The organism is Bradyrhizobium sp. BR 1432 (genome assembly GCF_051547705.1).
GTDB classification, from domain to species: domain Bacteria; phylum Pseudomonadota; class Alphaproteobacteria; order Rhizobiales; family Xanthobacteraceae; genus Bradyrhizobium; species Bradyrhizobium zhanjiangense.
Map to the genome: position 1 here is coordinate 6,112,976 of NZ_JBPUGF010000003.1, position 26,125 is coordinate 6,139,100.

Genomic DNA, 26,125 nt, shown 5'->3' on the forward strand with positions numbered 1-26,125 from the left:
GAAGGCCATAGTCCACGCAAGCCTGCCCTGACGCAAGTGCAGAGCAGGGTAATTTCGTCACTAAAACTACAAAGATGATCAGCTCAGCAGATTTGAGCTCACCCGTGGTGTTGCGCGCGGGGCACAGGTTTAGTGAAACAATAAAGCTGACTAAATAAACTATTTTGATTAGCGGAACAGCGTAGGCATATTGGCTGGCGACGGTGGGGGGTACTCGATCGTCCCGTTGCAGGTGGTTCGCTCACGTCCCTCGCGTTGCAAGCGGGTGCGTCCGAAAGCGCGAAGCGGCCGAGCGGATTGAAGAGGCGGGGACCTGGGGGGCCTCACGGTCCAGTCTCCGTAAAATGAGCAACTTGGAGGTTTTAAAATGAAAGTAGTGAAGAGCCTTTTGCTCGGCACTGCGGCGGGTCTGATCGCCGTAGGTGGAGCCCAGGCGGCCGATCTTCCGGTCAAGGCCAAGGCGGTCGAATACGTGAAGATCTGTTCGCTCTATGGCGCGGGTTTCTACTACATCCCGGGCAGCGACACCTGCATCAAGCTGGGCGGCTATCTACGTGCCGAAGTGGCGCTCAATGCCGGCGGCAACTACAGCGCCCAGTACAACGGCGTCTTCGCGGCGAATAACCGCCTGACGAACTACTACTCGATGCGCGCTCGTGAAGATCTCAACATCGATACGCGCACCGCGACCGAGTACGGCGTGGTCCGCACCTATTTCGACGCGGTCTTCACCTGGACGACCGGCAGCTATGTCGGCACCGGCTCTGCCACAGGTGCGACCGGCTACAGTGCCACGACGGCTGGCTCGTCCACCATCAACCCGACGGACGGCGGCATCTCGGGCGGATCGCTCGGCGTCTACTACGCCTTCATCCAGTTCGCCGGCTTCACCATGGGTAAGTCCGTCTCGCAGTTCGACGCGCCCTGGATCAACTATCCCGGTAACAACTTCGACCAGCTGGTCGGCGGCAGCGGCTCGACCAACGGCGTCGCCCAGTTCACCTACACGGCTGATTTCGGCCAAGGCGTGTCGGCGACGATCTCGGCGCAGGACCAGAACTCAGTTCTTCACGACCAACATCTGGAACACGGCCGGCATGAGCACCACCGGCGTCCTCGGCGGCGCTTACGGCTCGAACGACATCGGCGGCACCCGGTCGCCCGACATCGTCGGCGTCGTCCGTGTCGACCAGGCATGGGGCCTGTTCCAGGCGTCGGTCGCCGCGCACGACAATCACGTCGGCTATTACGGCGCCACTGAAGTCACCGGTCATCCGGAAGACAAGTGGGGCTGGGCCGTCCAGCTCGCTCTGTCGATCAAGAACATTCCGACCGGCGCAGGCGACGTGATCAACGTGTCGGGCGTCTACACCGAAGGCGCGAGCCGCTACAACTTCCAGTCGCTGGCTGCGACCAGCTACTCGATGTTCGGCAGCTCGAATGCGGCGTATCAGAGCATCGGCTTCGCCGGCGTGTCTGACGCGGTGTTCGGCCCCGGCGGCAACCTCGAGCTGACCAAGACCTACGGCTTCCGTGGTGCCTACACCCACAACTGGAGCCCGTACTGGAACACGGCGCTCTACGGCGCGTGGGCTGCGGTCAACTACAGCGGCACGGCGAAGGGCCTGATCTGCGGCAGCGCCGCGTTCGCGACCCTGACCGGCACCTGCAACCCGGACTTCAACATCGGCCAGGTCGGCGTCATCACCCGCTGGACGCCGGTGAAGAACCTGACCTTCTCGGCCGACTTCACCTACAGCCATCTCGACCAGAAGTATTCGGGCGCGATCACGACCGGAGCACTGACGAGCGTCGCCAAGCCCGCGGCAACGTATGAGCTGAAGGACCAGGACACCTACAGCCTGCTGCTGCGCGCCCAGCGCAACTGGTAAGCGCGGTCTTCGGACATGAAGCAGCCCGGCGGGAAACCGCCGGGGCTTTTGTTACGATGAGGGGTTCGGAAATCCGGCAGCTTTCCACGCAGCCGATGAAGACGAGCCATGCGATTCGATCGTCCTCAGACTTATTTACTTACCTGAGTTACTAAGCTATATAGATCTCGGCCGATTACGAAAGTTGCGGCTCTTAGCTTCACGCTAAGCCTCCAAGAACCTCCGGTGATGCCCCGCCGGAGGTTTTTCGTTTTGGGCTGTTTCAGCCGCGCATGGCGCGGCTGCGCGAGTTCGGCCGGTAGGCGAGGCGGCTGTGGCCGGCGCAGTAGGACTGGCCGTTGGGTGCAGCATTGCCGCAAAAGCAGAAATCGTCTTCGCCCGGCGTCGAGATCGGCCAGCGGCAGCGATTCTCGGAAAGCTCCAGCAGCGAGCAGCGGTTGGCCTCATCGATCGGCCCTGTGATCACAGGCGCGTCGGTCTCGCCGTAGATCGTGGCGAGCATCGCGTATTGCAGCCGCGGCACGGCCCTCGTCGCGCGCGCCGGCGCAAAGCCCCTGTCGTGAACCTTGCGCTCGTCGGCCGTCCGGCCCCGCGTCAGATTCAATCGGGACAACTTGCCGATCACGGCGTTGCGGCTGACGCCGATGTCGGCGGCGATCTCGCGGCAGGAGAGGCCGGCCTCGAAATGCCGCTTCAAGAGTTCAATGCGTTCGTCGGTCCAAGTCTGTGAAGCAGTCTGTGAAGCAGTCGGGGAAACAGCAGGCATGTGTAACGGTCCCAGGTTGCGAGATGTCGGCCATCCGCCTCTCGAGATCGGTCCGCCTCACGTCCGGCGCGCGCTCACGTCCTGCCATTGTCGCGGATCGACAAAAGCCCGTCCTTGATGGCGAGACGGATGCCTTCCTCGATCAAGGTACGTGCGACGCCGGGGACGCTGGTGCCGTGGGTGCCCTGTCTCACCAGTTTCTCCAGATAGGTGATGGTCGAGAGCGCCAAGGTTACGGGAATACGGTCAGTCTCGGCTTTTTCGGTGGCCATGGCCCGAACGCTAGCCTCTTACTCGGGTACATAAAAGTAACGATTAAGACTCTATTTAGGTTCAGAGGTGGAAGTCAAATCCGGGCCATGCCGGTGCGTCAGCCCGTTGGAATCACTGGAGAAGTTCGGGCATGGCGCGGCACGCCGCCCGAAAGCCGGGCAGCGGCGTGGCGTCACCACATCAGGAGAGGCGGGGCCGGCTCAGCCGTGCACGATCGCCTTTTCGATCATGCAATGGATGCCCTTGGCGCCATTGACGGTCTGGGTCACCCGCAAATCGGCGGCTAGGCTGCACAGCGTATAGGCGTCCTCGCGCGACAAGTTTCGCGTCTCGCCGAGCAGCGCGATCATGTCGCGCAGCGCGCGCACCACGCATTGGTCAAGGTCGGGGTCCATCGCCATGGTCATGTAGTGCGTCGCCGTCTCGGCGCGGGGATAGTCGAACTTGAGGTCCTTGCGCAGCGTCAGGCGGAAGCGGCCCCGGAGTGCAGTCTCGATCGCGGTGACGCAGACCTCGCCGTCGCCTTGCACGCCGTGGCCGTCGCCACAGGAGAACAATGCGCCCGGCACGAACACCGGCAAATAGAGCGTCGCACCCGCACCTAACTCCTTGTTGTCGAGATTGCCCGCCCATGGCCCGCGGGATCAGCGAGGAGATGCGGCCCCAGCTAGGTGGCGGCGACACGCCCATCACGCCGAAGAACGGTTTGAGCGGCAGGTCCAGGCCCCATGGCATGCGACCGACCATCCGCGAGCGGTCGAGCGGGATGTTCAGGATACGCGTCTCGTGGAAATCGTCGGGCAGGGTGCCGGACAGCGGCTTGATCATGTTCCAGCCCCAATCCTGCCGGAGTTGGACGTCGAGGATCTCGACCGCGAGCACGTCGCCGGGCTCGGCGCCTTCGACCGCGATGGGGCCGGTGAGGATGTGGCCGGGCAGCATGCGCTCGTTTTTGGCATGAACCTCGAACATCTCCGGCGGAATGTGAAACTTGTTGTGGTCGGGCAGCATGTCCGGACCGCCGCTGATGGTGTCGACCGTCACCTCATCGCCGCTGGCGACGGTGAGGACGGGCTTGAGCGCAGCTTCGAAGAAGCCCCAATGACAGGTTTCGGGGCTGGAATGCAGGTGGTGATGGGGCATTTGCCGCGTCCGGTTGGTTTCATCGGCCGCGGGCTTGACCCGGCGATCGATCCTCTTTCAAGAAGATTTCCGAAGAAGGCCGGGCCGGTCAAGCCCGCGCATGACAGGCACGATCATTTCAGCGAGGCTCCCCTGTTTTTCGCTCTTTCCAAGACCCTCGGCGTCGCGCTGCTGCCGATCAATCTCCTGGCCGAGCTCGGAATCCTGTCTGTCGTGCTGATGGCGACGCGCTTTGCCGCGCTCGGCCGCAAGCTCGCCGTGACGACGCTGGTTCTGCTGGCGCTCGCGGCGTTCTCGCCGCTGGGCAATCTCCTGATCTATCCGCTGGAGTCGCGCTTCGCGCCCTGGGATCCGTCGCGCGGTGCGCCCGACGGCATCATCGTGCTCGGCGGCTCCGTCGACACCGATCTGTCGGCGGCGCATCGGACGTCAGTCGTCGCGCACGCGGCCGATCGTCTATTTGCGCCAGCCGAGCTTGCCCGCCGCTATCCCAATGCGCGCATCGTCTTCACCGGGGGCACGTCGAACCTGGTCTCGACCAACGCGAGGGAAGCAGATTATTCCGCGCCGGTCCTGGAGAATGCCGGCATCGCGAAGGAACGCCTGATCCTCGAGCGGGACTCCCGCAACACCTGGGAGAATGCCATCTTCACGAAGCAATTGGTCGCACCGAAGCCGGGCGAGCGCTGGCTTCTGGTGACGTCGGCCTTTCACATGCCGCGCTCGATGGGAATCTTCCGCAAGGCCGGATTTGACGTCGAAGCCTATCCAGTGGACTGGCGGATGGGCGGGCGTGACGATCTCTTCTCCTTCACCAAAATAGGTGCGGACGGCCTTGGCCGAACCGACGTCGCCGTGCGCGAGTGGATCGGCCTCGTCGCCTACCGCCTGATGGGCAGGACTGGCGAGTTGCTTCCGGGGCCCGTCAAGGACTAGAACGAGAGCCGCAAAACAAGAACAGACGGCGCGCGATCGCCGGCTCGGAGGACGCCATGCAACAGCAGAGTGCGGACAGGATCGATCTTGCCGGCCTCGTCGCCGATCTCAACAGCCTGCTGCGGCTGAAGACGACGGTGATCGGCATGAAACTGTTCGCGCGTGCCGCGGACATGGAGGCGATCGCAAAAATCCGGCGGCCGAACGCGATCCACACCACCGATCAGATCGTCAGCATGGCCGCGCGTCTGGGATGGACCGTCGGCATCACGGCCGACGATCTCGTGGGTGCGCAATGCCGCGCGGTGATCGGTCTTGCGCCGCAGGATGAAAAATGGCTCGCCGGCGAAAATTATGTCGGCGTGTGGCACGGCACAGCGGAAGATGCGCGCAAGCGTCAGGAAGCGCTGGACGTGGTGCCGTTCGGGCAGTATCAGGCGCTCGCCGTCAGTCCGCTGGCGAGCGGCCGGCTCGATCCGCCCGACATCTGCCTCGTCTATGCGACGCCCGCGCAGATGATCATCCTGATCAACGGGCTGCAATATACCGGCTACAGGAAGTTCGAATGGGGCGTGGTCGGGGAGACCGCTTGCGCGGATTCCTGGGGCGGGCGCTCAAGTCCGGCGAGCCCAGCCTGTCCTTGCCATGCTATGCCGAACGGCGCTATGGCGGCGTGCCGGACGAGGAGATGCTGATGGCCTTGAAGCCCTCGCATCTTGCGAAGGCGATTGAGGGCATGAAGGCGCTGGCGAAGAACGGCCTGCGCTATCCGATCCCGCCCTATGGCATTCAAAGCGACGTCCGCGCCGGCATGGGCGTGAGCTACGCGAAAAAGTAAAGGCCGATCATGAGCTCTGCGAAATTCGACATCGTGGTCTACGGCGCGACCGGTTTCACCGGCCAGGCTCGTCGCCGAATATCTGGCGGCGCACTATAGGGACGACAAGGCGCTGAAATGGGCGATGGCGGGCCGCAGCCTCAACAAGCTGAAGTCGGTGCGCGAGGCGATCGGCGCGCCCGCGGATACGCCGCTGATCGTGGCGGATGCGGCCGATCCTGCATCGCTGAAGGCGATGGTGGCGCAGACCAAGTCGGTGATCACGACGGTCGGTCCGTACCAATTCTATGGCGAGGGCTTGCTCGCGGCCTGCGTCGCTGCGGGTGCGGATTATTTCGATCTCTGCGGCGAGCCGGTCTGGATGCGGCAGATGATCGACAAGTACGATGCGGCGGCCAAGGCCAGCGGCGCGCGCATCGTGTTTTCCTGCGGCTATGATTCCGTGCCATTCGAGCTTGGCACCTTCTTTGTGCAGGAAGAGGCCAGACGCGTGTTCGGCGCGCCGGCCGCGCGCGTGAAGGGCCGCGTGCGCGACATGCGCGGCACGCTGTCAGGCGGCACCGCGGCGAGCGCGAAGGCGACCTTCGATGCCGTCGCCAAGGATCTCAGCCTCGTCGCCATTCTCAACGACCATTTTGCGCTGACGCCGGGCTTCACCGGTCCGAAGCAGCCGAAGGGCAACAGGGCGGTCTATGAGGAGGATCTGCAATCCTGGGCCGCGCCGTTCATGATGGCGCTGATCAACACCCGCAACGTCCATCGTTCCAACATGCTGATGGGCTTTCCTTACGGCAAGGACTTCGTCTACGACGAGATGGTTCTGACCGGTCCCGGCGAGAAGGGCGAGGCCAACGCCAAGCGCGTGATGGCTGCCAATGCCGAGAAGACCGGGCCGAACGCGCCGAAGCCGGGTGAGGGGCCGTCGAAGGAGGAGCGCGAGAAGGGCCTGTTCAATCTGCTCTACGTCGCCATCGCCCCCGACGGCCGCCAGGTGCGCGCCGGCGTCACCGGCGACCGCGATCCCGGTTATGGCTCGACCTCGAAGATGATCTCCGAATGCGCGATCTGTCTGCTTCGCGATGCGGCCGACGTTCCGGCCGGCTTCTGGACCCCGGGCGCAGCGATGCAGCACAAGCTGATCAAGCGGCTGGTCGAGAACGCGGGGCTGAGGTTCGGGGTGGAAGCCTAGGCGCAGTATCGTAGGGTGGGCAAAGCGGAGCGTGCCCACCACCTACGAAGCGATATTGCGGAGAGATGGTGGGCACGGCGCTTTGCGCCTTTGCCCACCCTACGGCAGCTGACATTTTAGGTAGAGAGTTAAGCGCGACGTGCGCGCCCAAATGACGGTGTCATCGTCCGGCTTGACCGGACGATCCAGTATTCCAGAGAAGGCATTGATTGAATCGAGAGGCCGCGGCGTACTGGATGCCCCGCCTGCGCGGGGCATGACAGCGTCCGCCGTCACACCGCCCGCGCGTCATACGCATACATGAAGTCCATGCCCTTGGCGCCCAGCGGCAGGAGCCATTTCAGCATCTGATTTCTGACCCACGCACCAGTCGCGCTGAACTCGCGCTTGCTGTTGCCGTTGCGGCGGGCCATGGCGACGATCTTTTCGGTGCGCGGGCGGCGCTCGGCCTCGAACGCCTGGAAGGTGGCGCCGAGCTCCTGGCCTTCCTGCATCAGCCGCGCGAGCCGCATCGCGTCCTCGAGCGCGAGCGAGGCGCCCTGGCCGGCATGGGGGCTGGTCGCATGCGCGGCATCGCCGATCAAGAGCGAGCGCTTGCGCGACCAGGTCGGCAAGGTCGCGACGTCGAGCGTGTCGGTGACGACGATGTTCTCGGCCGCTTCGATGATGTCGGGAATCGGATCGTGCCAGCCGCGGTGGAAGCCGCGCAGATGCTGCTTCAGCGTCGCTGGGTCGAGCGCGCGGAACATCGCGGCGTCCATGCCGTGCGCCGGCTGCGTGCTCCACCACATCACGCCGTCGTTCGGATCGGGGCTGCAATAGCCGTAGCCGAAGAAGCCGCTTTGTCCGAACGTGGTCTCGACGTGACGGCCGATCGGCCTGCCGTCGAGCACGGCGTGCGGGACGAAGCCGCCGAAGCCGATCAGTCCGGTGTTGAACGGCTGCGGCCCGTCCGGCACCACCTGGCGGCGCGCCACCGAGTGCACCCCGTCGGCGCCGATCAGGAAGTCGCCTTCGGCCGTGGTGCCGTCGGCGAAGTAGGCGATGATCGGCTGGTCGCCGCGGTCATCGATCTTGATCAGGCGCTTCTCGAAATAGAGCGAGACGCAGGCACACCAGGCCTTGTCGATCAGGATCTCGTTCAGCGTGGCGCGACAGACGTTCACGGCCGGTTGGCCGAAGCGCCGCTCCATCTCGCGGTTGATCGAGCCGAGCCGTTCTCCGCCTTGCGAATAGAAATCGAAGGCCTCCGCGACCGAGCCGCGGCTGATCAGTTCGTTCGCGAGCCCGATCTCGTCCATGACGTGCATGCCGTTCGGTGCGATCTGAAGGCCGCCGCCGATGCCTTTCGAATAGGGCCAAGCCTCATAGATCGCGGATTCGATGCCGGCGCGGCGCAGCAGGATGGCGGCCACGGGCCCGGCGATGCCGGCGCCGATGATCAGGGCCTTGCGGGACGGCTGGACATGGCTTGCTCCCGAGGTTTCCGTGGTGCTAGGAGAAATCACGGCTGCTAAATCGCTTAGCTGCTAAGATATATATCGAGTAAGAGAAGAGGCCGACCTTGTCAAGGACGAAGGCGCGCACGGCGTTGTTGCAGGAGCTCGAGGCGGCGATGCGCAGGTCGTCCGCGCAGGGCGTGCTCTATGGTCAGACCGTTGCGAACGTTGCCGGAATTGCCAATTCCGACCTGGAATGCATGGACATCCTCTATCTCGAAGGCCGCGTCACCGCGGGCCGGCTCGCCGAGGTCACGGGCCTCACGACGGGCGCGATCACGGGTGTGGTCGACCGGCTCGAAAAGGCAGGGCTGGTGCGCCGCGAGCGGGACGAGACCGATCGCCGGAAAGTTTTCATCGCGGTCGTGCCGGACGCGGCGATGAAGATCGGTCAGTTCTACGTGCCGATGCAGCAGGCGATGGAGAAGGTGTTCGGCGGCTATTCCGACGAGGAATTGCGCTTGCTGCTACGCTTCGCCAATGATGGCTACAAGGGCGTGCTCGCAGCCACAGAGGCGCTCAAGAGCCTGCTCGACACGCCGCCGGAAAAGCGGCCCGCTCTCAAGCTGAAGAAGCTTCGTCGCTAGCCGTCTTGTAGACCTGCGCGGCCGCGATCATGCCCCACATCGCGCCCAGCATCATCCAGAAGTGCCGCCAGTGGTCGGTGTCGATCACAAAACTCTCGCCGACGGTGCCGACGAAGGCGGAAAAGATCGCGAGATAGGCGCGCTGCCAGGGCACGCGGACGAAGACGTGGCGGAAGCCCATGATGAGGGTGGTGAAGACCAGCGCGGGATAGCACACGCCGGAGAGCCAGCCGCCGGACATGAAGGCGTTGAGGTAGGAGTTGTGGGTGTCCTCGGGGAAGTAGCGGTGGAATTGCAGGGGGCCGATGCCGAACGGCAGGTCGAGCGCCATCTCCGCACCGAGGATGTGGCGGCCGAACCGGCCGAAGCGGCCCTCGTCATAGCTCTGGTCGAAGCTCGCGCGCTGCTTGAACATCTCGGCAGTGGAGTCGAATGACAGCAGTGCTGCGATCAGCGCCAGCCCCAGCACTGCGGCGACGATCGCCATGATGATGATGCGCGAGCGCTGTGCGTTGGTGCGGCTGGTCAGCACCATCAGCGCCAGCATGAAGGCGGAGGTCAGCACCAGCCCGCCCCAGGCGGCACGGGAGAACGCGAGCAGGATCGCCAGCGACATGATGCCGAAGGCGATGACGTTGCGGAACGCCTTGCCGAGCTTGTCCGAGACCACGCTCTGGAGCGCAAACAGAGCCGGCAGGATCAGGAAGGCGCCGAGCACGTTCGGGTCTTTGAACGTGCCGCGTGCGCGTCCGTAGAGTGTCAGGAGGTCGTTGCCGCCGGGAACCAGATGGAAGTAGCCGGCGACCGCCAATAGCGAGGCGACCATGGCGCCGACCACGAGCCCGCGGCGGAGCATGTCGAGCCGGGCCGCCGTATCCTCCGAGGTGACCATCGCGAAGAACACCACGGTCACCGCCATGTACCAGGAGGTCGCGATCGAGCTCACCACCTCGGACTGCTCGAACAGCGGGATCGCGCTGATCGTGTAACCGACATTGAGCAGGACCAGCAGCGCGACCAGCGGCATCAGCGCGAGCCTCAGCCGCAGGCCGGTGGCGAAGAAGGCGACGGTCGCGAGCAGCGTCGCGATCTCGTAGGGGCTCGGCTCGATGAACACGATCGCGCCGGACGCGCCGACCAGCCACACCAGCGCGCGCTGCAGCGCCAGCACGCCGGGCGCAGCCGGTGCGGCTACGTTCACTTCACCGGCTGTCGCCGCATAGGCCATCACACGCTCATACGCTTACGCTACTGGTACGCCACAAACACCGCTGTCATCGCCCGGCTTGACCGGGCGATCCAGCTACTCCGCGGCGCCTATTGCGAAAACGGTTGGCGCTGCGGAGTACTGGATGCCCCGCCTTCGCGGGGCATGACAGGAAACTCAACTCAATACGCGTTCTCGTTCTTGGTCAGCAGCGAGATCGGCGTCTTCAGGAGAATGTAGAGGTCGAACAACACCGACCAGTTCTCGATGTAGTAGAGGTCGAACTCGACGCGCTTTTGGATCTTCTCTTCATTGTCGATCTCGCCGCGCCAGCCGTTGATCTGGGCCCAGCCGGTGATGCCGGGCTTGACCCGGTGGCGGGCGAAATAGCCGTCGACGGCTTCGTCGAACAGCCGGCTCTGGAGCTTGCCCTGCACCGCATGCGGACGCGGGCCGACCAGCGAGAGATTGCCGGAGAACACCACGTTGAAGAGCTGCGGCAGCTCGTCGAGGCTGGTCTTGCGGATGAAGCGGCCGACGCGGGTGACGCGTGGATCGTTCTTGGTCACGACCTTCGAGGCGGTCGGATCGGCCTGATGGTGGTACATCGAGCGGAACTTGTAGACGTCGATCCGCTCGTTGTTGAAGCCGAAACGCTTCTGGCGGAACAGCACCGGGCCGGAGCTGTCGAGCTTCACCGCCAGCGCCACCAATCCCATCACCGGCAGGGCGGCGAGCAGCGCGAGGCTGCCGACGATGCGGTCGAACAGCCACTTCATCACCAGATCCCAGTCGGTGATCGGCGCCTCGAACACGTCCAGCGTCGGCACCTCGCCGAGATACGAATAGGAGCGGGGACGGAAGCGCAGCTTGTTGGTGTGCGCGGAGAGGCGAATGTCGACCGGCAGCACCCAGAGCTTCTTCAGCATCTCCAGGATGCGCGTCTCCGCCGAGATTGGCAGTGCGAACAGCACGAGGTCGACGCGGGTGCGGCGGGCGAACTCGACGATGTCGTCGACCTTGCCGAGCTTGCGCGCGCCGGCGCAGCTGTCGAGCGCGCGGCTATCGTTGCGGTCGTCGAATACGCCGAGCACGTGGATGTCGGAATCCTCCTGCGCCTTCAGCGCCTCGACGAGCTGCTCGCCGTTGCTGTCGGAGCCGACGATAATGGTCCGGCGGTCGAGCCGACCCTCGCGCGCCCAGGCGCGCACCAGCGAGCGCAGGACGAGACGCTCGGCCATCAGGGCGGCGAGCCCGAGGAAGTAAAAGGCGGCAAGCCACAGCCGCGACACTTCGCTGCCGAACTTGGCGAAGAACGAGATGCCGATGAACAGCAGGAAGACGACCGACCAGGACGAGATCATCCGGGTCAGCTGCCGAAGCTGCCCGCGGAACAACTGCACCTGATAGATGTCGGCGGCCTGAAAGCAAACCACGGCGGCGACCGCCACCGCAATGATCTCTGCAGGATAGACCCAGCTGAAGGCACCGGCGAGCGGCATGACATAGCCGACATAGAGCGCAATGCCGACGAGGCTGAGCAGCGCGAAGTCAGCCAGGCGGACGAAGCCGGCGATCACGATCGGCGAATAGGCGCGGGCGACCTTCTGATTGACGACCTCGAGCGCAGCGGGCGAGAGCCGGCGGCGGCGCTCCACAAAGGGTTGGGCAGCGGGCGTCGCCGCGGCGCTGGCCGCGGCATCGAGCATCGAGCGTGCGTTGAGCGGTTCCACGGGCGTCCACGTCCATTCCAAAGCCCCGCGGCACGGCCTTGCGCGCCGGGGCGAGCATCCCCTGGGCCTTCGATTATCGAACAAATCGGAAGATTTTCTAAAGCGGGCTTAAGGATGGTTAATGATTGGCAAATGCGTCGCGATAGGCGGCGAGCACGCCGTCGACCATCGCGGCTTGCGAGAAATGCGCCGAGATGCGCGCGCGCAAGGCGGCCGCGCGCTGCGCCGTTGCTTGCGGATCGTCGAGGGCGGCCGCGATCGCTTCGGCCATGGCCTCGGAATTGCTCGGTGCGAACAGGGCCGGACTCTCCGCCCCGAAGATCTCGGGAATGCCGCCGATGCGGGACGCGATCATGGGAATGCCGGCCGCGCCCGCTTCGATCACGACATAGGGCATGGAATCGCCGCGCGAGGGGACGACCAGCAGCCGCCCCTTGGAGAAGCCGTAGCGCGCCTTGACATGGCCGATGAAGCGGATCGCGCTGGAGAGGCCGAGCCTCTCGACCTGATGCTTCAGCGCCGCGGTTTCCTCGCCATCGCCGCCGAGCGTCAGCGTGACCTTCTTGCCGCCCTCATGCAGGCGCGCCACGGCATCGACCAGCAGATCCGCGCCCTTGATGTGCCTGAACTCGCCGACATAGGCGAGGTCGGTGGCATCGTCGGCGATCACGACGGGCTCGAACTCTTCCGGCGTGACACCGTTGAAGACGCAATGGACCACACCCTTGGGCGTGCCGACGATGCGTTGATAGGTGTCGCGGGCAAACGCGCTCTCGAACAGAAACAGGTCGGTCGCGTCCATCAGCGTGCGTTCGAGTCGCGCGTAGAACTCGCCCTTGAAGGTGTTGAGGGGATAATGCAGCGAGCCGCCGTGCGGGGTGTAGATGCGGATGGTATCGTCCGAGCGCCGCCGCATGCGGATGAAGGCGCCGGCCTTGGCGCCGTGGCCGTGCATGACGTCAGGCTTGAGCGTCGCGATCAGGCGCCGCATGCGAAGCCACACCAGAACATCGCCAGGTGACGGTTCGCGGTGGATCGCGAGCCGGTGCACGCCGAGCTTCAGCCGCGGCGCGAGCTCGGCAAGCGCCTTGTCGGCGCGCTCGCCGCCGGTGAGGCTGTCGGCGAGGATGCCGACATGATGGCCGCGATCGACCTGGCCATTGGCGACGTCGAGGATATGGCGGAAGATGCCGCCAACGGGTGCGCGCACGGCGTGCAGGATGCGAAGCGGCCGGTCGGGAGAGGGGGGCATGATCAAAACCAGCGCTCGACGGCGGCTTCCGAACAATTCTCGCGAAATAATCGAGATGGATTAAGGGGCCTCGTGGTTAACAAACGGTGACGAGCGCGCGTGCGCCGGTCGCCGGACGTCGCGATTAACCCAGCGGCAACCTTAATGGAGTGTAATCGCTCCGGTTGAGATAGAGTCGCAGCGTTGCCCTGCGGGAGTGTTCGATGCGTTTAGCGTTCTGGCGTGCCGGCAAGGACAAGGCTGTGATCGAGCGGGCTGTCTCGAAGTCCAAAGCCGAAGCCGCGCCCAAGATCGAAGCCAAGATCGAAGCAGGGCCTGCACCCGTTGTCGTGAAGCAGGCGCCAGTCGAATCCGGCGACATCGACCTGCATGCGCTCGGCGCGGCATTGGCGCGCAAGCGCGGCTGGATCGTCGTGCCGACGGTGCTGGTGCTCGTCGCATCCATCGCCGCCGTCAACCTCGTCACGCCGCGCTACAAGTCCGAATCGCGGATCCTGATCGACGGCCGCGAGAACGTGTTCCTGCGCCCGAACAGCGATCGCACCGAAGAACGGCAGGCGCTCGACGCCGAAGCCGTCACCAGCCAGGTGCAGCTCGTGCTGTCGCGCGATCTCGCGCGCGAGATCATCAAGAAGAACAAGCTCGCGGAGCGGCCTGAATTCGATCCGGTGCTGCAGGGCATCTCGCCGCTGAAATCGCTGGCGGCACTGGTCGGCATCGGCCGCGATCCGTTCTCGATGACGCCGGAAGAGCGCGTGCTGGATGCCTATTACGAGCGCCTCCAGGCTTACGCCGTCGACAAGTCGCGCGTGATCGTGGTCGAATTCCAGTCCGCCGATCCCGAGCTCGCCGCGCGTGTCGCCAACTCTATTGCCGACGGCTATCTCGTGCTCCAGCAGGGTGTGCGGCAGGAGCAGGCCAAGAATGCCAGCCAGTGGCTCGCGGGCGAGATCGAGACTTTGCGCAAGAAGGTCTCCGACGCCGAGGCCAGGGTGGAGGATTTTCGTTCCAAGTCGAGCCTTTTCGTCGGCACCAACAACACCACGCTGTCGAACCAGCAGATGGGCGAGATCAATACTCAGCTCAACAACGCGCGCTCGATCAAGGCCGACGCAGAATCCAAGGCGCGCCTGATCCGCGAAATGCTCCAGAGCGGAAAGCCGATCGAGGCATCGGAGGTGGTGAACTCCGAATTGATGCGGCGGCTGTCGGAGCAGCGGGTGACGCTGCGTGCGCAGCTTGCCGAGCAGTCGTCCACGCTGCTCGGCAATCACCCGCGGATCAAGGAGTTGAAGGCGCAGCTTGGCGATCTCGACAACCAGATCCGCGACGAAGCGGGCAAGATTTCGCGTTCGCTCGAAAACGACGCTCGAATCGCCAGCGGTCGGGTCGACGGGCTGACGACGAGTCTCGAGCAGCTCAAGAAGCAGGCTGCATCCACCAACGGCCAGGATGTGCAGCTCCGCGCGCTGGAGCGCGAAGCCAAGGCGCAGCGCGACCTGCTGGAAACCTATCTCGCCAAGTACCGCGAGGCCAACACTCGCGAGACGATCGATACCGCGCCGACGGATGGCCGCATCATTTCGCGCGGCATCGTCTCGAACACGCCGGCCTATCCGAAGAAGCTGCCGATCGTGCTGATCGCGACGATCGCGACGCTGCTGCTGTCGTCCGGTGTCGTCGTCACCGGCGAGCTGTTGCGCCAGACCGCGCCGCGCGCGGTAGCTGCGGTCCTCCCGTCGCGGGCTACGCTGCGTCATGAGCCGGTGGTCGAGCCGATGGTCGATCCGGTCGTCGACGAGCCCGGGCCGCTTCAACCAGCGATGACGGCTGAGGCCGACATCACCGAACTCGCCGAGATCGAGCAGTTGGCCGAGCGCCTGCGCGCAGCGGGCGCGGCGGCGAAGAAGATCACAGTGCTGGGCACCGCGGCCGGCACATCGATCACGCTCTCGGCGCTGACGCTCGCCCGGCATCTTGCGCGTGACGCACGTGTCGTCGTGGTCGATCTCGCCGCGTCCTCGCCGACCATTGCCGCGGTGGCTGTCGATGCCTCTGCGCCGGGCCTTGCCGAGCTGATGCAGGGCGAAGCGTCTTTCGCGCAAATCATCACCCGGGACAAGCTGTCGCGGCTGCATCTGGTCCTGGCCGGCCGCCCCGGCTTCGATCGCAGCTTGCTGCAGTCGCCGCGGGTGACGCTCGCGATCGATGCGCTGCTCCGGGCCTACGACCACGTGCTGCTGGATGCCGGCAGCGCCTCCGATCTGCCGGCCGAATTGCTGACGACCAATGCCCGCGCCGTCGTGGTGCCCGAGGCGTCGATGACGCCGGATGCGCGTACGTTGATGTGCGAGCAGCTGAGCGCCGTCGGCTTCAGCGATGTGACGATGCTGAGCAAGCCGGTGCAGCCGACGGATGCGATGGAGGCGCCGCGCGTCGTGGCGGCGTAGGCTTTTCTTTCTCTCTCCGCGCGCTCGGAATCGTAGGGTGGGCAAAGGCGCGCTTGCGCCGTGCCCACCATCGATCCAATACCGCAACAGAAGTGGTGGGCACGCTTCGCTTTGCCACCCTACGATACTTTCCGTTGCGGGAGCAGGGCAGCTCGCAAGCGGAGAATTGCTTACCCGAACGCCTGCCGCAACTTACGCGCCAAGTCGAACAGCATCTGGTTCTGCTTGACCATTCGCTTGCCGCGGCTCAGTGAGGACATTGCCATCGCCGCGAGCTTTCCGCGTGAGGTCAACGGGACGAAGCTGTCAAAAATCTCTTCGTCGTCCTTGCAGAACATCCGCTTGTAGTCGTCCGAGCCGATGCCGAGGTCGAGCGAGCAATAACCGCGCTCGGCGCAGGCGTCGATGATGTAGCGCATCAGGATCAGGCCCGGGCTGTAGCGGGCGTGCTCGGACATCGTGTAGGTGTTGAACATCATCGAGAGGCGCTGGCCGTCGGCGACGCCGGCGAAGATCGCGATCACGTCCTCGTCGCATTCGAGCGCGTGGATGTCGATCACGCGTCCATCTCCGCGCCGGGCAAGGCAGGCGTTGCGGATGAACTGTTCGACCCCCGGTTCGGCGAAGACGTTCGGTAGTTTCTGCTCCGCCATCCGCGCCGGCTTGACGCGGAAGAACCAGTCGAGCAGGCGCACGATGTCCGCATCCTCGGTCGCAAGGTGGTAGCGGTAGCCGGCGAGGGCCTGGAGCTTCTTCTCCTTGCTCTTGAGGCGGCGACGGAAGGAATTGCTGATCCGCGATGCCGGCGGGCCGGCCGGCTCCATCGCCAGCAACGGGCAGCCGTTGACCGAGCTCTGCTGCGGCAGCAGCGCAAACGGGTTCTGCTGGTCGTGCCAGCGCTTGGGTTGCTGCGTTAGCGAGAGGACGTCGACATGCTCGCGCAGCGGCGCAAGCAGCGCATCGAGATCCGCGAGGACGACCTGTGCCGCGAATTCGGCGCTCCACAGGCCCATGTTGAAGGTGGTATGCTTGCCGCCCATGAAGCAGGCCGTGCGCACGCCGTGGCTTTGGCGCAGCGACAACGGCAGCAGCAGGAGCGGCCTGTGCTCGGCGTCGCGAGCGATCACAATGAAGGGGCGGGCGCCCTCGCATTCGCCGACCAACTGCTGCCAGGGAGCGAGCAGGTCAAAGCGCTGATAGGGTGTGAAGAAGTGGCCGCTCTCCTCGAAGGCGCGCCAGGCCGCCTCGGCCTCGCCGAGATCGGTGACGATGTCGACCTGGGCGATGCGGCTCGTTTTCGACCGCGCTGGCGCTTCTGCCGTCCGGCTTTGCATCGCCGCAGCCATGGTCATTCGCGAAACCTGTCGAGAAATCAAAAATATAGGTATTTCGGCCCGTGGCCGACCTTTGCAAAGAAGTGTCAACAAAGGGTAATGATAATAGGCGGGGGGAACAGGCGCCGGAGGGAGGTGTAGACCTTGGCATCCGACGACAGATGGCCGGCGCGTCTGCGGCTTGAACTGGCCTGGTTCAGCGGTCAGGCTGCGCTGCGCAGCCGTGGTGCCGGCGCCATCCTGCGCTTCGCGCATGTGCGGCCGCGGCGGCGCGGCCGATTTCAGCCGCTGGGCCAGCACGAGATCACGCCGCAGTTCCTCGATCGCGCCATTCGCGCGCTGAAGCAGTGGAAGTACGATTTCCTTGGCATGGACGAGGTCTGCCGCCGCGCGGTGACGCTGCCGGAGAAACGGCGCTTCGTGGCACTGACCTTCGATGGCGCTACTAAGGATCTCATCAACTTCGCCTATCCGGTGCTGGCGCGCCACGCCGTGCCCTTCACGATCTATGTGCCGACCGCGTTCCCCGATGGCGTCGGCGAAGCCTGGTGGCTCGCGCTCGAACGGATGATCGCGCGCGAGACCCGCATCAGCCTGATCATGGACGACAAGGAGCAGCGCTTCACCATCACTGACAATGCCGAGAAGCAGGCGGTGTTTTCGTATCTCGAGGGCTGGCTGCGTTCGCTGCCGCCGGCGGATCTGTCAGCGGCGATCGCCGATCTCTGCACGCGCTACCGAATAGACCTCGCCGCGCTCTCACGCGAAGCGTCGATGGATTGGGAAGACCTGACCAAGCTCGCCGCCGATCCGCTCGTCACGATCGGCAGCGCGACCGTGAACTATCCCGTCCTCGCCAACATGAAGGATGCGGCCGCGCTCCGTGAGATGACGATGGGCAAGGCGGTCGCGGAAGCGGCCTTCCGCCGCGAGATCAGGCATCTCGCCTTTCCGTTCGGCGATCGATCTTCGTTTCGGCGCAGCCACGTCGTGATGGCGGAGGAGGCCGGCTTTGCCAGCGCCGTGTCGACGATCCCTGGTATCGTAGATGCGGAGGGACGCACCAATTTGCGCGCGCTGCCGCGGATCTCCTGGGACGGCCGGATCCAATCGCTGCGCAGGATGCGCGTGCTGATGTCAGGCGTTGCCTTTGCGCCGGTGAAACCGACGGGAAGCGCCACGAGATAGGCGCTACGAACTGGATTTGGCGCGATCGGGACGCTGCATCCAGCTCACGATCGGCATCGCCGGCAGCACCCAGCCCATGCCGACGACCACATAGTAGATCGCCTGCCGCCAGCCGGACTCGGCGATCCACGGCATCTGCGCCAGCGCCATGCCGAGCAGAGCCCAGACCGTGGCCAGCACCAGGAGCAGGATGGCGCCGAGGAACTTGCGGGTGCGGATCGTCATGGCGGGAGCTTGCTGCTTTCGCGTAACTTGCGCTGCGGGAGCGGGGACTATAAGGAGCGCGCAGTCCGGTTCAAGCCTGGTTTTTGCCCTCAATGACGACGATTTCCGCCCCGTCCCAACCGCATCGCGCCGTGCGCGTGTGGCTGATCGCCGTGGCCGCGCTGATCGCGCTGATGGTGCTCGTCGGCGGCGCGACGCGGTTGACGGAATCCGGCCTCTCGATCGTCGAATGGAAGCCTGTTACGGGCAGCGTGCCGCCGCTCACCGAGACGCAGTGGATCGAGGCGTTCGAGGCCTACAAGAGGATCCCGCAATATCGCGAGCTCAATGCGGGCATGAGCCTGTCCGAGTTCAAGGAGATCTTCTGGTGGGAATGGAGCCACCGGTTGCTCGGCCGTTTCATTGGCGTTGCCTATCTGCTGCCGTTCCTGTTCTTCCTGTGGCGCGGCGGCCTGCCGGGTGAACTGAAGCGGCGGCTCTGGCTGCTGTTCGCGTTCGGCGGCCTCCAGGGCGCGGTCGGCTGGTGGATGGTAGCCTCGGGCCTGTCGGAACGCATCGAGGTGTCGCAATATCGGCTGGCGACCCATTTGATGCTCGCGCTTCTGATCTTCGCCGGCATCGTCTGGACGGTGCGGCGGCTCAAGGAGCGGCCGCAGATCGCCGTGCCGCCGCGGTTGAGGTTCACGAGCGCACTGCTCCTCGTTGTGACCTTCGTGCAGATCTATTTCGGCGCGCTGGTCGCGGGTCTGCGGGCCGGGCGTGCCTACAACACCTGGCCGCAGATCGACGGTGCGTTCATTCCGTCGGCGGATCGGCTGTGGTTCGAGACGCCGTGGTGGCGCAACCTGTTCGACAATGTGCTGACGGTGCAGTTCGAGCATCGCATGACCGCCTATGCGCTGTTCGTGCTGGCGGCGCTGCACGCGGTTGACGCGGTGCGCTCACGCGCAGGTACGGCGGCAAGCGGCGCGCTCTGGTTGCTTGCTGCGGTGAGCCTGCAGGCGGTGTTCGGCATCCTGACGCTGCTCAACCAGGTTCCGATTGGACTGGCGCTGGCGCATCAGGCGGTCGCGATCATCGTGTTGACACTCGCGGTAATGCAGGTGGAGCGTCTGGCTTCGCGGCAGCTGACTGAGGCGCGGCCGCGCGGTGTTCCGCTGGGTCAGGCCAGCTGATCAACAATAGCCGTAGACTCCGCACGCGTAAGGCAGGCGCCAGAAATAGTCGACCTGCTTCCCGCCGTAATACGAGCCCTGATAATCGTAATCCCAGGGGCGACCGTAATAGCCCGGCAGCGTGTGCGAGCCGGGCAGGAGCGGGTGCCCGGCAGGTTGCGGACGTAGCTGCCGATGCCATAGGCCGGCGAGATCAGCGCGTCCGGATCGGTCTCGACATAGAACTCTTGGTGCCTCCTGCGGCGGAACAGCGGCGCGTCGCTTCGGCGTGGCCGGCAGATCGGCAGCAACGGCGGCCGAGACGATCAGCATCGCGGCAAGGGCAGGCACCATCCAGCGCAGCATCGTCGGCTCCGAATCAAAGGGGGCGATCCAAAGACGATGTATGCGGCAGGTGTGGTTAATGACTGTTAACTAGGCCCGTCATTCCGGGGCGGCTTTGCACTCCGCCTCGGAATCACAAGAACTAAGCGCCCAGCGCCTGCTCCAGATCCGCGATCAGATCTTCCTTGTCCTCGATGCCGATCGAGAGCCGCACCACGTCGGGGCCGGCGCCGGACTTGACCTTGGCGGCGTCGTCGAGCTGGCTGTGCGTGGTCGAGGCCGGGTGGATCACCAGCGAGCGGGTGTCGCCGACGTTGGCCAGATGCGAAAACAGCTGCAATTTCGATACCAGGCTGACGCCGGCGTCATAGCCGCCCTTCAGGCTGAAGGTGAACACGGCGCCCGCGCCCCTCGGCGCATATTTGCGCGCGAGCTGATTGTACTTGTCGCTCGGAAGGCCCGCATAGCTGACCGAGGCCGCCGCCGGATGGCCGGCGAGGAATTCGGCGACCGCCTTGGCGTTGTCGCAGTGCTTCTGCATGCGCAGCGGCAGCGTCTCGATGCCGGTCAGGATCATGAAGGCGTTGAACGGGGAGAGCGCCGGCCCGAGGTCGCGCAAGCCCAGCACGCGGCAGGCGATCGCGAAGGCGAAATTGCCAAAGGTCTCCTGGAGGCGGATGCCGTGATATTCCGGCCGCGGCTCCGACAGCATCGGATATTTGCCGCCTATGGACCAGTCGAACGTGCCGGCGTCGACGATGATGCCGCCGAGCGAATTGCCATGGCCGCCCAGGAATTTCGTCAGCGAGTGCACGACGATGTCCGCGCCGTGATCGATCGGGCGGATCAGATAGGGCGAGGCCAGCGTGTTGTCGACGATCAGCGGGACGCCGGCCTTGCGCGCCACCGTCGAGATCGCCTCGATGTCGGTGATGCTGCCGGCCGGATTGGCGATGGACTCGATGAAGATCGCCTTCGTGCGCGGCGTCACCGCGCGCTCGAAGCTTCCGATGTCATCGGGATCGGCCCACACCACGTTCCAGCCAAAGCTCTTGAACGCATGCGTGAACTGGTTGATCGAGCCGCCATAGAGCTTTCGCGCGGCGATGAATTCATCGCCGGGCTGGAGCAATTGCTGCAGCACCACGACCTGTGCGGCATGGCCCGAGGCCACCGCGAGCGCGGCCGTGCCGCCTTCGAGCGCGGCGACACGCTCCTCCAGCACCGCGTTGGTGGGATTGCCGATGCGGGTATAGATGTTGCCGAACGCCTGCAAACCGAACAGCGAGGCGGCGTGGTCGGCATCGTTGAACACGAAAGATGTCGTTTGATAAATCGGAGTTGCGCGCGCACCGGTGGTGGGGTCGGGCTGTGCACCGGCATGCACGGCGAGCGTGGAAAATCCCGGAAGGCGATCGCTCATTGAGGGCGTCCTGTTCTCTTGGTCTGAAATCGCGCGGCATGCTGATCGGCGCGGCGTCCGCCGTCAAGCTGCGGCTTCACATCGGAACGATCGTGCTACGCATTGTCGCGATCGCGAAATGAATCCTACGCGATCGCGTCAGCTTTGCTCGGTCTTGTTTTTGGCGGCGCGATCTGATGCCGCGGTGTCGCCACCGCCGACACTCATCCGATTGAGGGATAGCCGCATGCCTTGCGTCGGCACCGGCGCGCGCTTGGAGCTGAGCGTGCGTGAATTCACGCCCATCCAGGAGATCTCAGACGACAAGCGGCCGTATTCGATCTTGGGACAGCGGTTCATCACAACCTTGATACCGACGGACTCTGCCTTCGCCGCCGCAGCGTCGTCGCGCGCGCCAAGCTGCATCCAGATCACCTTCGGCAGTGGATCGAGCGTGAGCGCCTCTTCGACCACAGGCATGATGTGGCTGGAGTTGCGAAAAATGTCGATCATGTCGATCGGACGGCCGATGTCTACGAGCGAGGCGACGAAGGGCTTTCCGAGCAGCTCCTTGCCGACATGACCGGGATTGACCGGGATCATGTCGTAGCCGCGCTGCGCCAGATATTTGAACGCAAAGTAGCTCGGCCGCACGTTGACCGGCGAGGCGCCGACCATCGCGATCGACTTCACGCTGTTGAGGATGCCGCGGATGTAATTGTCGGGATAGGCGTCGTGGTTCATCTCATATCTTTTCTTGTTGTCATTCATCCCGCCATGTCGGCGTACGCTTTGCGATGAAGGCGCCAATGCCTTCCTCGGCGTCGCGCGCCATCATGTTCTCGGTCATCACCTCTGCCGCATGGCGATAGGCCTCGGCAAGGCTCATCTCGGCCTGGCGATAGAATGCCTCCTTGCCGAGCTTGACGGTGTAGGCAGATTTCAGTGCGACCTGCTGTGCGAGCGCAATCGCGGCCTCGCGCTCGGTGCCAGCGGGGACGATGCGATTGACGAGGCCGATCTCGCGGGCGCGCGCGGCCGGGATCGGCTCGCCCGTCAGCAGCATCTCCATCGCCTGCTTGCGCGGCACGTTGCGCGACAGCGCCACCATCGGTGTCGAGCAGAACAGGCCGATGTCGACGCCGGGAGTGGCGAAGCTCGCCGCCTCCGAGGCGATCGCCAGATCGCAGCTTGCCACGAGCTGGCAGCCCGCCGCGGTGGCGATGCCTTGGACTGCAGCGACCACGGGCTTGGGTAGGCGCACGATCGCCTGCATCATGGCGCTGCACGCCGTCATGATCTGTGCAAAATAAGCCCGGCCGCGATCCGGATCGGTGCGGCGCGCGGTCAGTTCCTTCAGGTCGTGGCCGGCGGAAAAAGCGGGGCCGTTGGCTGCGATGACGGCCGCACGGATGTGCTTGTCTTCCGCGATCGCATTGAGGCTCGCATGCAGCTGTCCGATCATCGCCTCCGAAAGGCTGTTGCGCGCGGCTGGTCGGTTCAGCGTGAGCACGGCGACGCTGCCGACGATCTCGCGCAGCAGGATCGGCGGTTGCGGGGAGGGGGCACGGGCGGCCTGGGCGGACATCGAAGCGTTTCCAGTTGGATTATTGCAATTGGATGATGCAGATAACTTAATGTAACAGGGCGAGCGAAGCGAGGGTGGGAACAGCATGGCATTGGCGAAAATGAGCGTGGCGGAGGTCGAGCAGTTTCTGCGTGACGAGTTTCCCCAGGCCTTCAGCGGCGATGACATCACGATCGAAAGCGCCGATGGCCAGACCTGCCTTTTGCGCCAGCGCTACAGCGAAAGGATGCTGCGACCGGGTGGAACCGTGTCCGGACCGACGCTGATGGCGCTGGCCGATTTCGCGATGTACGTGGTGCTGCTGTCAGCAATCGGGCCGATCGGGCTCGCGGTCACGACCAATCTCAACATCAACTTCCTGCGCAAGGGCCAGCCCGGGCAGGACGTGCTGGCCGAGGCCCGACTGCTCAAGCTCGGCAAGCGCCTGGCAGTGGGGGAGGTGAATCTCCTGTCGGGCACATCAGCCGACCCAATCGCCCATGTCACCTCGACCTACTCCATTCCAAATGTTTGAACTTTTTGCAGGTAGTATAGCACCATATTTTTAAGTTATTGATTCTACGAATATAAATTCCGCCTTGGGGCATTGACCGCTGCGCCTCTCTTCTCTAGAAACCCGCCCAGTCCGGTGCGGTGTTCGCGCCGATGTCTCCCTCACGGAAATTCTGACATGAAAACCTTTTCGGCAAAGCCGGCCGAGGTGACGAAGAAGTGGGTGCTGATCGACGCCAAGGGTCTGGTCGTCGGCCGTCTCGCCACCATCGTCGCCATGCGGCTCCGCGGCAAACACCTCCCGACCTACACCCCGCACGTCGATTGCGGCGACAACGTCATCATCATCAACGCGCAGCATGCGGTCCTCACCGGCCGTAAGCGCGAGCAGAAGACCTACTACAAGCACACCGGCTACGTCGGCCACGTCAAGGAGCGCACCGCGCGCCAGATCCTCGAAGGCCGTCATCCCGAGCGCGTGCTCGAGAAGGCCGTCGAGCGCATGATCCCGCGTGGTCCGCTCGGCCGCGTGCAGATGGGCAACCTCCGTGTCTACGGCGGCGCCGATCATCCGCACGAGGCGCAGCAGCCCGAGAAGATCGACATCGCCAAGTTGAACCGCAAGAACACGAGGGCCGCATAACATGGCCGAATCCATCCAGTCGCTCGACCAGCTCTCGCAGCTCAAGACGGCGGCCGCGCCCGAGGCGCCCAAGCACGAGAAGAAGGTCGACAAGTTCAACCGCGCCTACGCCACCGGCAAGCGCAAGGACGCGGTCGCCCGCGTCTGGATCAAGCCGGGTGCCGGCAAGGTCACCGTCAACTCGCGCGAGGTCGAGGTCTATTTCGCCCGTCCCGTGCTGCGCATGATGATCGAGCAGCCGTTCTCCGTGGCCCAGCGTTCCGGCCAGTACGACGTGATCTGCACGGTCGCCGGCGGTGGCCTGTCCGGCCAGGCTGGCGCCGTCCGTCACGGCATCTCCAAGGCGCTCACCTATTTCGAGCCGGAGCTGCGCAGCGTGCTCAAGAAGGGCGGCTTCCTGACCCGCGACTCCCGCGTGGTCGAGCGTAAGAAGTACGGCAAGGCCAAGGCCCGCCGGTCCTTCCAGTTCTCGAAGCGTTAATCGCTTCGATCACATTCGCCGCGAAAGCGGCTCCAATGAGATGCAAAAGGGCGCTGTTTTCAGCGCCCTTTTTGTTGTTCGTTTGTACGCAAATTGATGACGTGTTTCCCGAAAACTTGGGTCCACGCGAAAACCTGAATGGAACCCGCGAGACATAGCGTCACATTCGGAAGGGCGCGCAAATCGGCTGGGCCGATCGCGTAACTGCTATGTTTTAGAGGGGGCTGACATGATGTCGCTCGATAGCATCACGCTCTATTTGGTCGCCACCATGGTTGCCGCACTGCTCGGCGCCATGATGGTGTTTTTCGGCAGACAGGAGAACAGCCCCGCGCTGAAATGGTGGGGCACCGCCTATCTCCTCGGCGCCGCCTCCGTTGCGCTCTGGACTGCGGCCGGCGACAGGCTGGGGCCGCATCTCTATCTGGCGTTAAATGCCGTCGGCTTCGTCGCCTGCGGCATGGTGTGGAATGCGGCGCGCGTCTTCCACGGCCGCAAGCCGAACTGGCCGGGCCTCGTGCTCGGCGCGCTCGCCTGGGTCGCTGCCGTCACGCTGCTCAACGCCGAGGCGTCCGTGCTGCGCATGATCATCGGCGCCGGCATCGTCTCGGTCTATGCGGCGCTGACCGCGAGCGAGCTCTGGACCGAACGGCGCAAGAGTATGCAACGCCGCTGGCCGGCCTTCGTGATGCCAGTGATGCACGGCTGCGCATTGATGCTGCCGATCGTGCTCGGCAGCTTCCTGCGCCCGCACGACGCCGGCTTCTCGTCGAGCATCTGGGTCACCGTGTTCGCGGTCGAGCTCGTGCTCTATGCCGTCGGCACCGTGTTCGTGATCTTCATGCTGGTGTCCGAGCGCACGGTGACCGCGCACCGGACCGCCGCGTCGACCGATCCCCTGACCGGCATGCTCAACCGGCGCGGCTTCTCCGAGGCCTGCAGCCGCGTGATCGAGCGCGAGGCCAAGGCCGGGCGGCCGGTGACCGTGATGATCTTCGACATCGACCACTTCAAGTCGATCAACGATCGGTTCGGTCATCCCGCGGGCGACGAGATGCTGAGACTGTTCTCGACCGTCGTCGTCAGCAACCTGCGCATCTCCGATCTCTCGGGCCGCATCGGCGGCGAGGAGTTTGCGGCCTTGCTGCCGTGCTCGCTGGAAGAGGGGGTGCTGGTCGCCGAGCGCGTGCGCGAAGCGTTCGAGACCTCCGGCGTCGTGGTCGATGAAGGTCCGGTCGATACCACCGTCAGCATCGGCGTCGCCGGCGGTCCGGCCGGCACCGAGCTCGAGGTGCTGCTGGCTTCGGCCGACACCGCGCTCTACCAGGCCAAGCGCGGCGGCCGTAACCGCGTCGAGGCGGCGGAGGAGCTGCCGCTGTCGCTGGAGAACTGGCGTCGCCAGAGCGCTGCGCGGCCCGGTGCGCCGCAGGCGCGTCCGGCTACCGCCTGAGACGACAGGCGGCGTTGCGGTAATCCTCTGTTTACCATTCGATCCCTACCATCATGGT

General features: G+C 64.6%; 21 protein-coding genes and 4 pseudogenes. 12 read left to right on the top strand and 13 right to left on the bottom strand.

Annotated elements, in window-relative coordinates:
- Positions 1 to 367: 367 nt before the first annotated feature.
- Positions 368 to 1,892 (top strand): annotated as a pseudogene (locus ACSKB8_RS29660) (porin).
- Positions 1,893 to 2,154: 262 nt separating this feature from the next.
- Here the strand turns inward: ACSKB8_RS29660 and ACSKB8_RS29665 are convergent.
- The 3 genes and pseudogenes from ACSKB8_RS29665 to ACSKB8_RS29675 form a co-directional block, all read right to left on the bottom strand.
- The gene (locus ACSKB8_RS29665) at positions 2,155 to 2,658 is read right to left on the bottom strand and encodes a GcrA family cell cycle regulator (protein ID WP_438107966.1); all 504 of its coding nucleotides are present in this window, start codon (positions 2,656 to 2,658) and stop codon (positions 2,155 to 2,157) included.
- Between the two features lie 74 nt (positions 2,659 to 2,732).
- On the bottom strand, positions 2,733 to 2,930 hold the full coding sequence (locus tag ACSKB8_RS29670; protein ID WP_007603456.1) for a hypothetical protein: 198 nt from the start codon (positions 2,928 to 2,930) through the stop codon (positions 2,733 to 2,735).
- A 201-nt stretch (positions 2,931 to 3,131) separates the two neighbouring features.
- Positions 3,132 to 4,074, bottom strand: a pseudogene (locus ACSKB8_RS29675) (acetamidase/formamidase family protein).
- A gap of 168 nt (positions 4,075 to 4,242) precedes the next feature.
- Between ACSKB8_RS29675 and ACSKB8_RS29680 the strand changes: the two are divergent.
- The 3 genes and pseudogenes from ACSKB8_RS29680 to ACSKB8_RS29690 all read left to right on the top strand — a co-directional run bounded on the left by ACSKB8_RS29680 (position 4,243) and on the right by ACSKB8_RS29690 (position 7,037).
- A complete protein-coding gene (locus tag ACSKB8_RS29680) occupies positions 4,243 to 5,010 on the top strand; it encodes a YdcF family protein (RefSeq protein WP_438110735.1) in 768 nt (255 codons plus the stop codon).
- Positions 5,011 to 5,066: 56 nt separating this feature from the next.
- A pseudogene (locus ACSKB8_RS29685) lies at positions 5,067 to 5,848 on the top strand (DUF169 domain-containing protein).
- Positions 5,849 to 5,857: 9 nt separating this feature from the next.
- Positions 5,858 to 7,037 (top strand): annotated as a pseudogene (locus ACSKB8_RS29690) (saccharopine dehydrogenase family protein).
- A 272-nt stretch (positions 7,038 to 7,309) separates the two neighbouring features.
- Here ACSKB8_RS29690 and ACSKB8_RS29695 read toward each other — a convergent pair.
- Positions 7,310 to 8,545, bottom strand: coding sequence for an FAD-dependent monooxygenase (locus ACSKB8_RS29695; RefSeq protein WP_438107967.1), 1,236 nt, complete (start codon positions 8,543 to 8,545; stop codon positions 7,310 to 7,312).
- A gap of 107 nt (positions 8,546 to 8,652) precedes the next feature.
- Here ACSKB8_RS29695 and ACSKB8_RS29700 point away from each other — a divergent pair, with 107 nt between their 5' ends.
- A complete protein-coding gene (locus ACSKB8_RS29700; protein ID WP_164935052.1) occupies positions 8,653 to 9,123 on the top strand; it encodes a MarR family transcriptional regulator in 471 nt (156 codons plus the stop codon).
- Here the strand turns inward: ACSKB8_RS29700 and ACSKB8_RS29705 are convergent.
- The 3 genes from ACSKB8_RS29705 to ACSKB8_RS29715 all read right to left on the bottom strand — a co-directional run bounded on the left by ACSKB8_RS29705 (position 9,098) and on the right by ACSKB8_RS29715 (position 13,315).
- On the bottom strand, positions 9,098 to 10,351 hold the full coding sequence (locus tag ACSKB8_RS29705; RefSeq protein ID WP_438107968.1) for an O-antigen ligase family protein: 1,254 nt from the start codon (positions 10,349 to 10,351) through the stop codon (positions 9,098 to 9,100). The two genes, ACSKB8_RS29700 and ACSKB8_RS29705, sit on opposite strands and share 26 nt — an antisense overlap.
- Positions 10,352 to 10,512: 161 nt before the next feature.
- On the bottom strand, positions 10,513 to 12,063 hold the full coding sequence (locus tag ACSKB8_RS29710; RefSeq protein ID WP_438107969.1) for an undecaprenyl-phosphate glucose phosphotransferase: 1,551 nt from the start codon (positions 12,061 to 12,063) through the stop codon (positions 10,513 to 10,515).
- 118 nt (positions 12,064 to 12,181) lie between these two features.
- Entirely contained in the window at positions 12,182 to 13,315 is a 1,134-nt protein-coding gene (locus tag ACSKB8_RS29715) for a glycosyltransferase family 4 protein (RefSeq protein ID WP_438107970.1), read from the bottom strand.
- Between the two features lie 203 nt (positions 13,316 to 13,518).
- Here ACSKB8_RS29715 and ACSKB8_RS29720 point away from each other — a divergent pair, with 203 nt between their 5' ends.
- Positions 13,519 to 15,765, top strand: coding sequence for a GumC family protein (locus ACSKB8_RS29720; RefSeq protein WP_438107971.1), 2,247 nt, complete (start codon positions 13,519 to 13,521; stop codon positions 15,763 to 15,765).
- Between the two features lie 170 nt (positions 15,766 to 15,935).
- Here the strand turns inward: ACSKB8_RS29720 and ACSKB8_RS29725 are convergent, their stop codons facing one another.
- Entirely contained in the window at positions 15,936 to 17,117 is a 1,182-nt protein-coding gene (locus ACSKB8_RS29725; protein WP_438107972.1) for a GNAT family N-acetyltransferase, read from the bottom strand.
- A 126-nt stretch (positions 17,118 to 17,243) separates the two neighbouring features.
- Between ACSKB8_RS29725 and ACSKB8_RS29730 the strand changes: the two genes are divergently transcribed.
- Positions 17,244 to 18,287 carry a polysaccharide deacetylase family protein gene (locus ACSKB8_RS29730; RefSeq protein ID WP_438107973.1) on the top strand — a complete coding sequence of 348 codons (1,044 nt, stop codon included), beginning with the start codon at positions 17,244 to 17,246 and terminating at the stop codon, positions 18,285 to 18,287.
- Between the two features lie 3 nt (positions 18,288 to 18,290).
- On the opposite strand, the gene ACSKB8_RS29735 is transcribed toward ACSKB8_RS29730, so the two are convergent.
- Entirely contained in the window at positions 18,291 to 18,512 is a 222-nt protein-coding gene (locus ACSKB8_RS29735) for a DUF2842 domain-containing protein (RefSeq protein ID WP_027529931.1), read from the bottom strand.
- A gap of 92 nt (positions 18,513 to 18,604) precedes the next feature.
- On the opposite strand from ACSKB8_RS29735, the gene ACSKB8_RS29740 reads away from it, so the two are divergent.
- Entirely contained in the window at positions 18,605 to 19,687 is a 1,083-nt protein-coding gene (locus ACSKB8_RS29740) for a COX15/CtaA family protein (RefSeq protein ID WP_438107974.1), read from the top strand.
- Here the strand turns inward: ACSKB8_RS29740 and ACSKB8_RS29745 are convergent, their stop codons facing one another.
- The 4 genes from ACSKB8_RS29745 to ACSKB8_RS29760 form a co-directional block, all read right to left on the bottom strand.
- Positions 19,688 to 20,032 carry a hypothetical protein gene (locus ACSKB8_RS29745; RefSeq protein ID WP_438107975.1) on the bottom strand — a complete coding sequence of 115 codons (345 nt, stop codon included), beginning with the start codon at positions 20,030 to 20,032 and terminating at the stop codon, positions 19,688 to 19,690.
- 121 nt (positions 20,033 to 20,153) lie between these two features.
- Positions 20,154 to 21,434: an O-acetylhomoserine aminocarboxypropyltransferase gene (locus tag ACSKB8_RS29750; protein WP_438107976.1), complete on the bottom strand. Its 1,281-nt coding sequence runs from the start codon at positions 21,432 to 21,434 to the stop codon at positions 20,154 to 20,156.
- Between the two features lie 138 nt (positions 21,435 to 21,572).
- Positions 21,573 to 22,157 carry a CoA-binding protein gene (locus ACSKB8_RS29755; RefSeq protein WP_438107977.1) on the bottom strand — a complete coding sequence of 195 codons (585 nt, stop codon included), beginning with the start codon at positions 22,155 to 22,157 and terminating at the stop codon, positions 21,573 to 21,575.
- Positions 22,158 to 22,176: 19 nt separating this feature from the next.
- On the bottom strand, positions 22,177 to 23,001 hold the full coding sequence (locus ACSKB8_RS29760; RefSeq protein ID WP_176945864.1) for an enoyl-CoA hydratase: 825 nt from the start codon (positions 22,999 to 23,001) through the stop codon (positions 22,177 to 22,179).
- An 85-nt stretch (positions 23,002 to 23,086) separates the two neighbouring features.
- Here ACSKB8_RS29760 and ACSKB8_RS29765 point away from each other — a divergent pair, with 85 nt between their 5' ends.
- From ACSKB8_RS29765 to ACSKB8_RS29780, 4 genes are all read left to right on the top strand, one after another.
- Positions 23,087 to 23,515 carry a PaaI family thioesterase gene (locus ACSKB8_RS29765; RefSeq protein ID WP_128933403.1) on the top strand — a complete coding sequence of 143 codons (429 nt, stop codon included), beginning with the start codon at positions 23,087 to 23,089 and terminating at the stop codon, positions 23,513 to 23,515.
- Between the two features lie 156 nt (positions 23,516 to 23,671).
- The gene (rplM, locus tag ACSKB8_RS29770; protein ID WP_018642440.1) at positions 23,672 to 24,136 is read left to right on the top strand and encodes a 50S ribosomal protein L13; all 465 of its coding nucleotides are present in this window, start codon (positions 23,672 to 23,674) and stop codon (positions 24,134 to 24,136) included.
- A gap of 1 nt (position 24,137) precedes the next feature.
- Positions 24,138 to 24,617, top strand: a complete 480-nt coding sequence (rpsI, locus tag ACSKB8_RS29775; RefSeq protein WP_018642439.1) for a 30S ribosomal protein S9 — start codon at positions 24,138 to 24,140, stop codon at positions 24,615 to 24,617.
- 229 nt (positions 24,618 to 24,846) lie between these two features.
- Positions 24,847 to 26,067: a diguanylate cyclase gene (locus tag ACSKB8_RS29780; RefSeq protein ID WP_438107978.1), complete on the top strand. Its 1,221-nt coding sequence runs from the start codon at positions 24,847 to 24,849 to the stop codon at positions 26,065 to 26,067.
- The last annotated feature ends 58 nt before the right edge of the window (positions 26,068 to 26,125 follow it).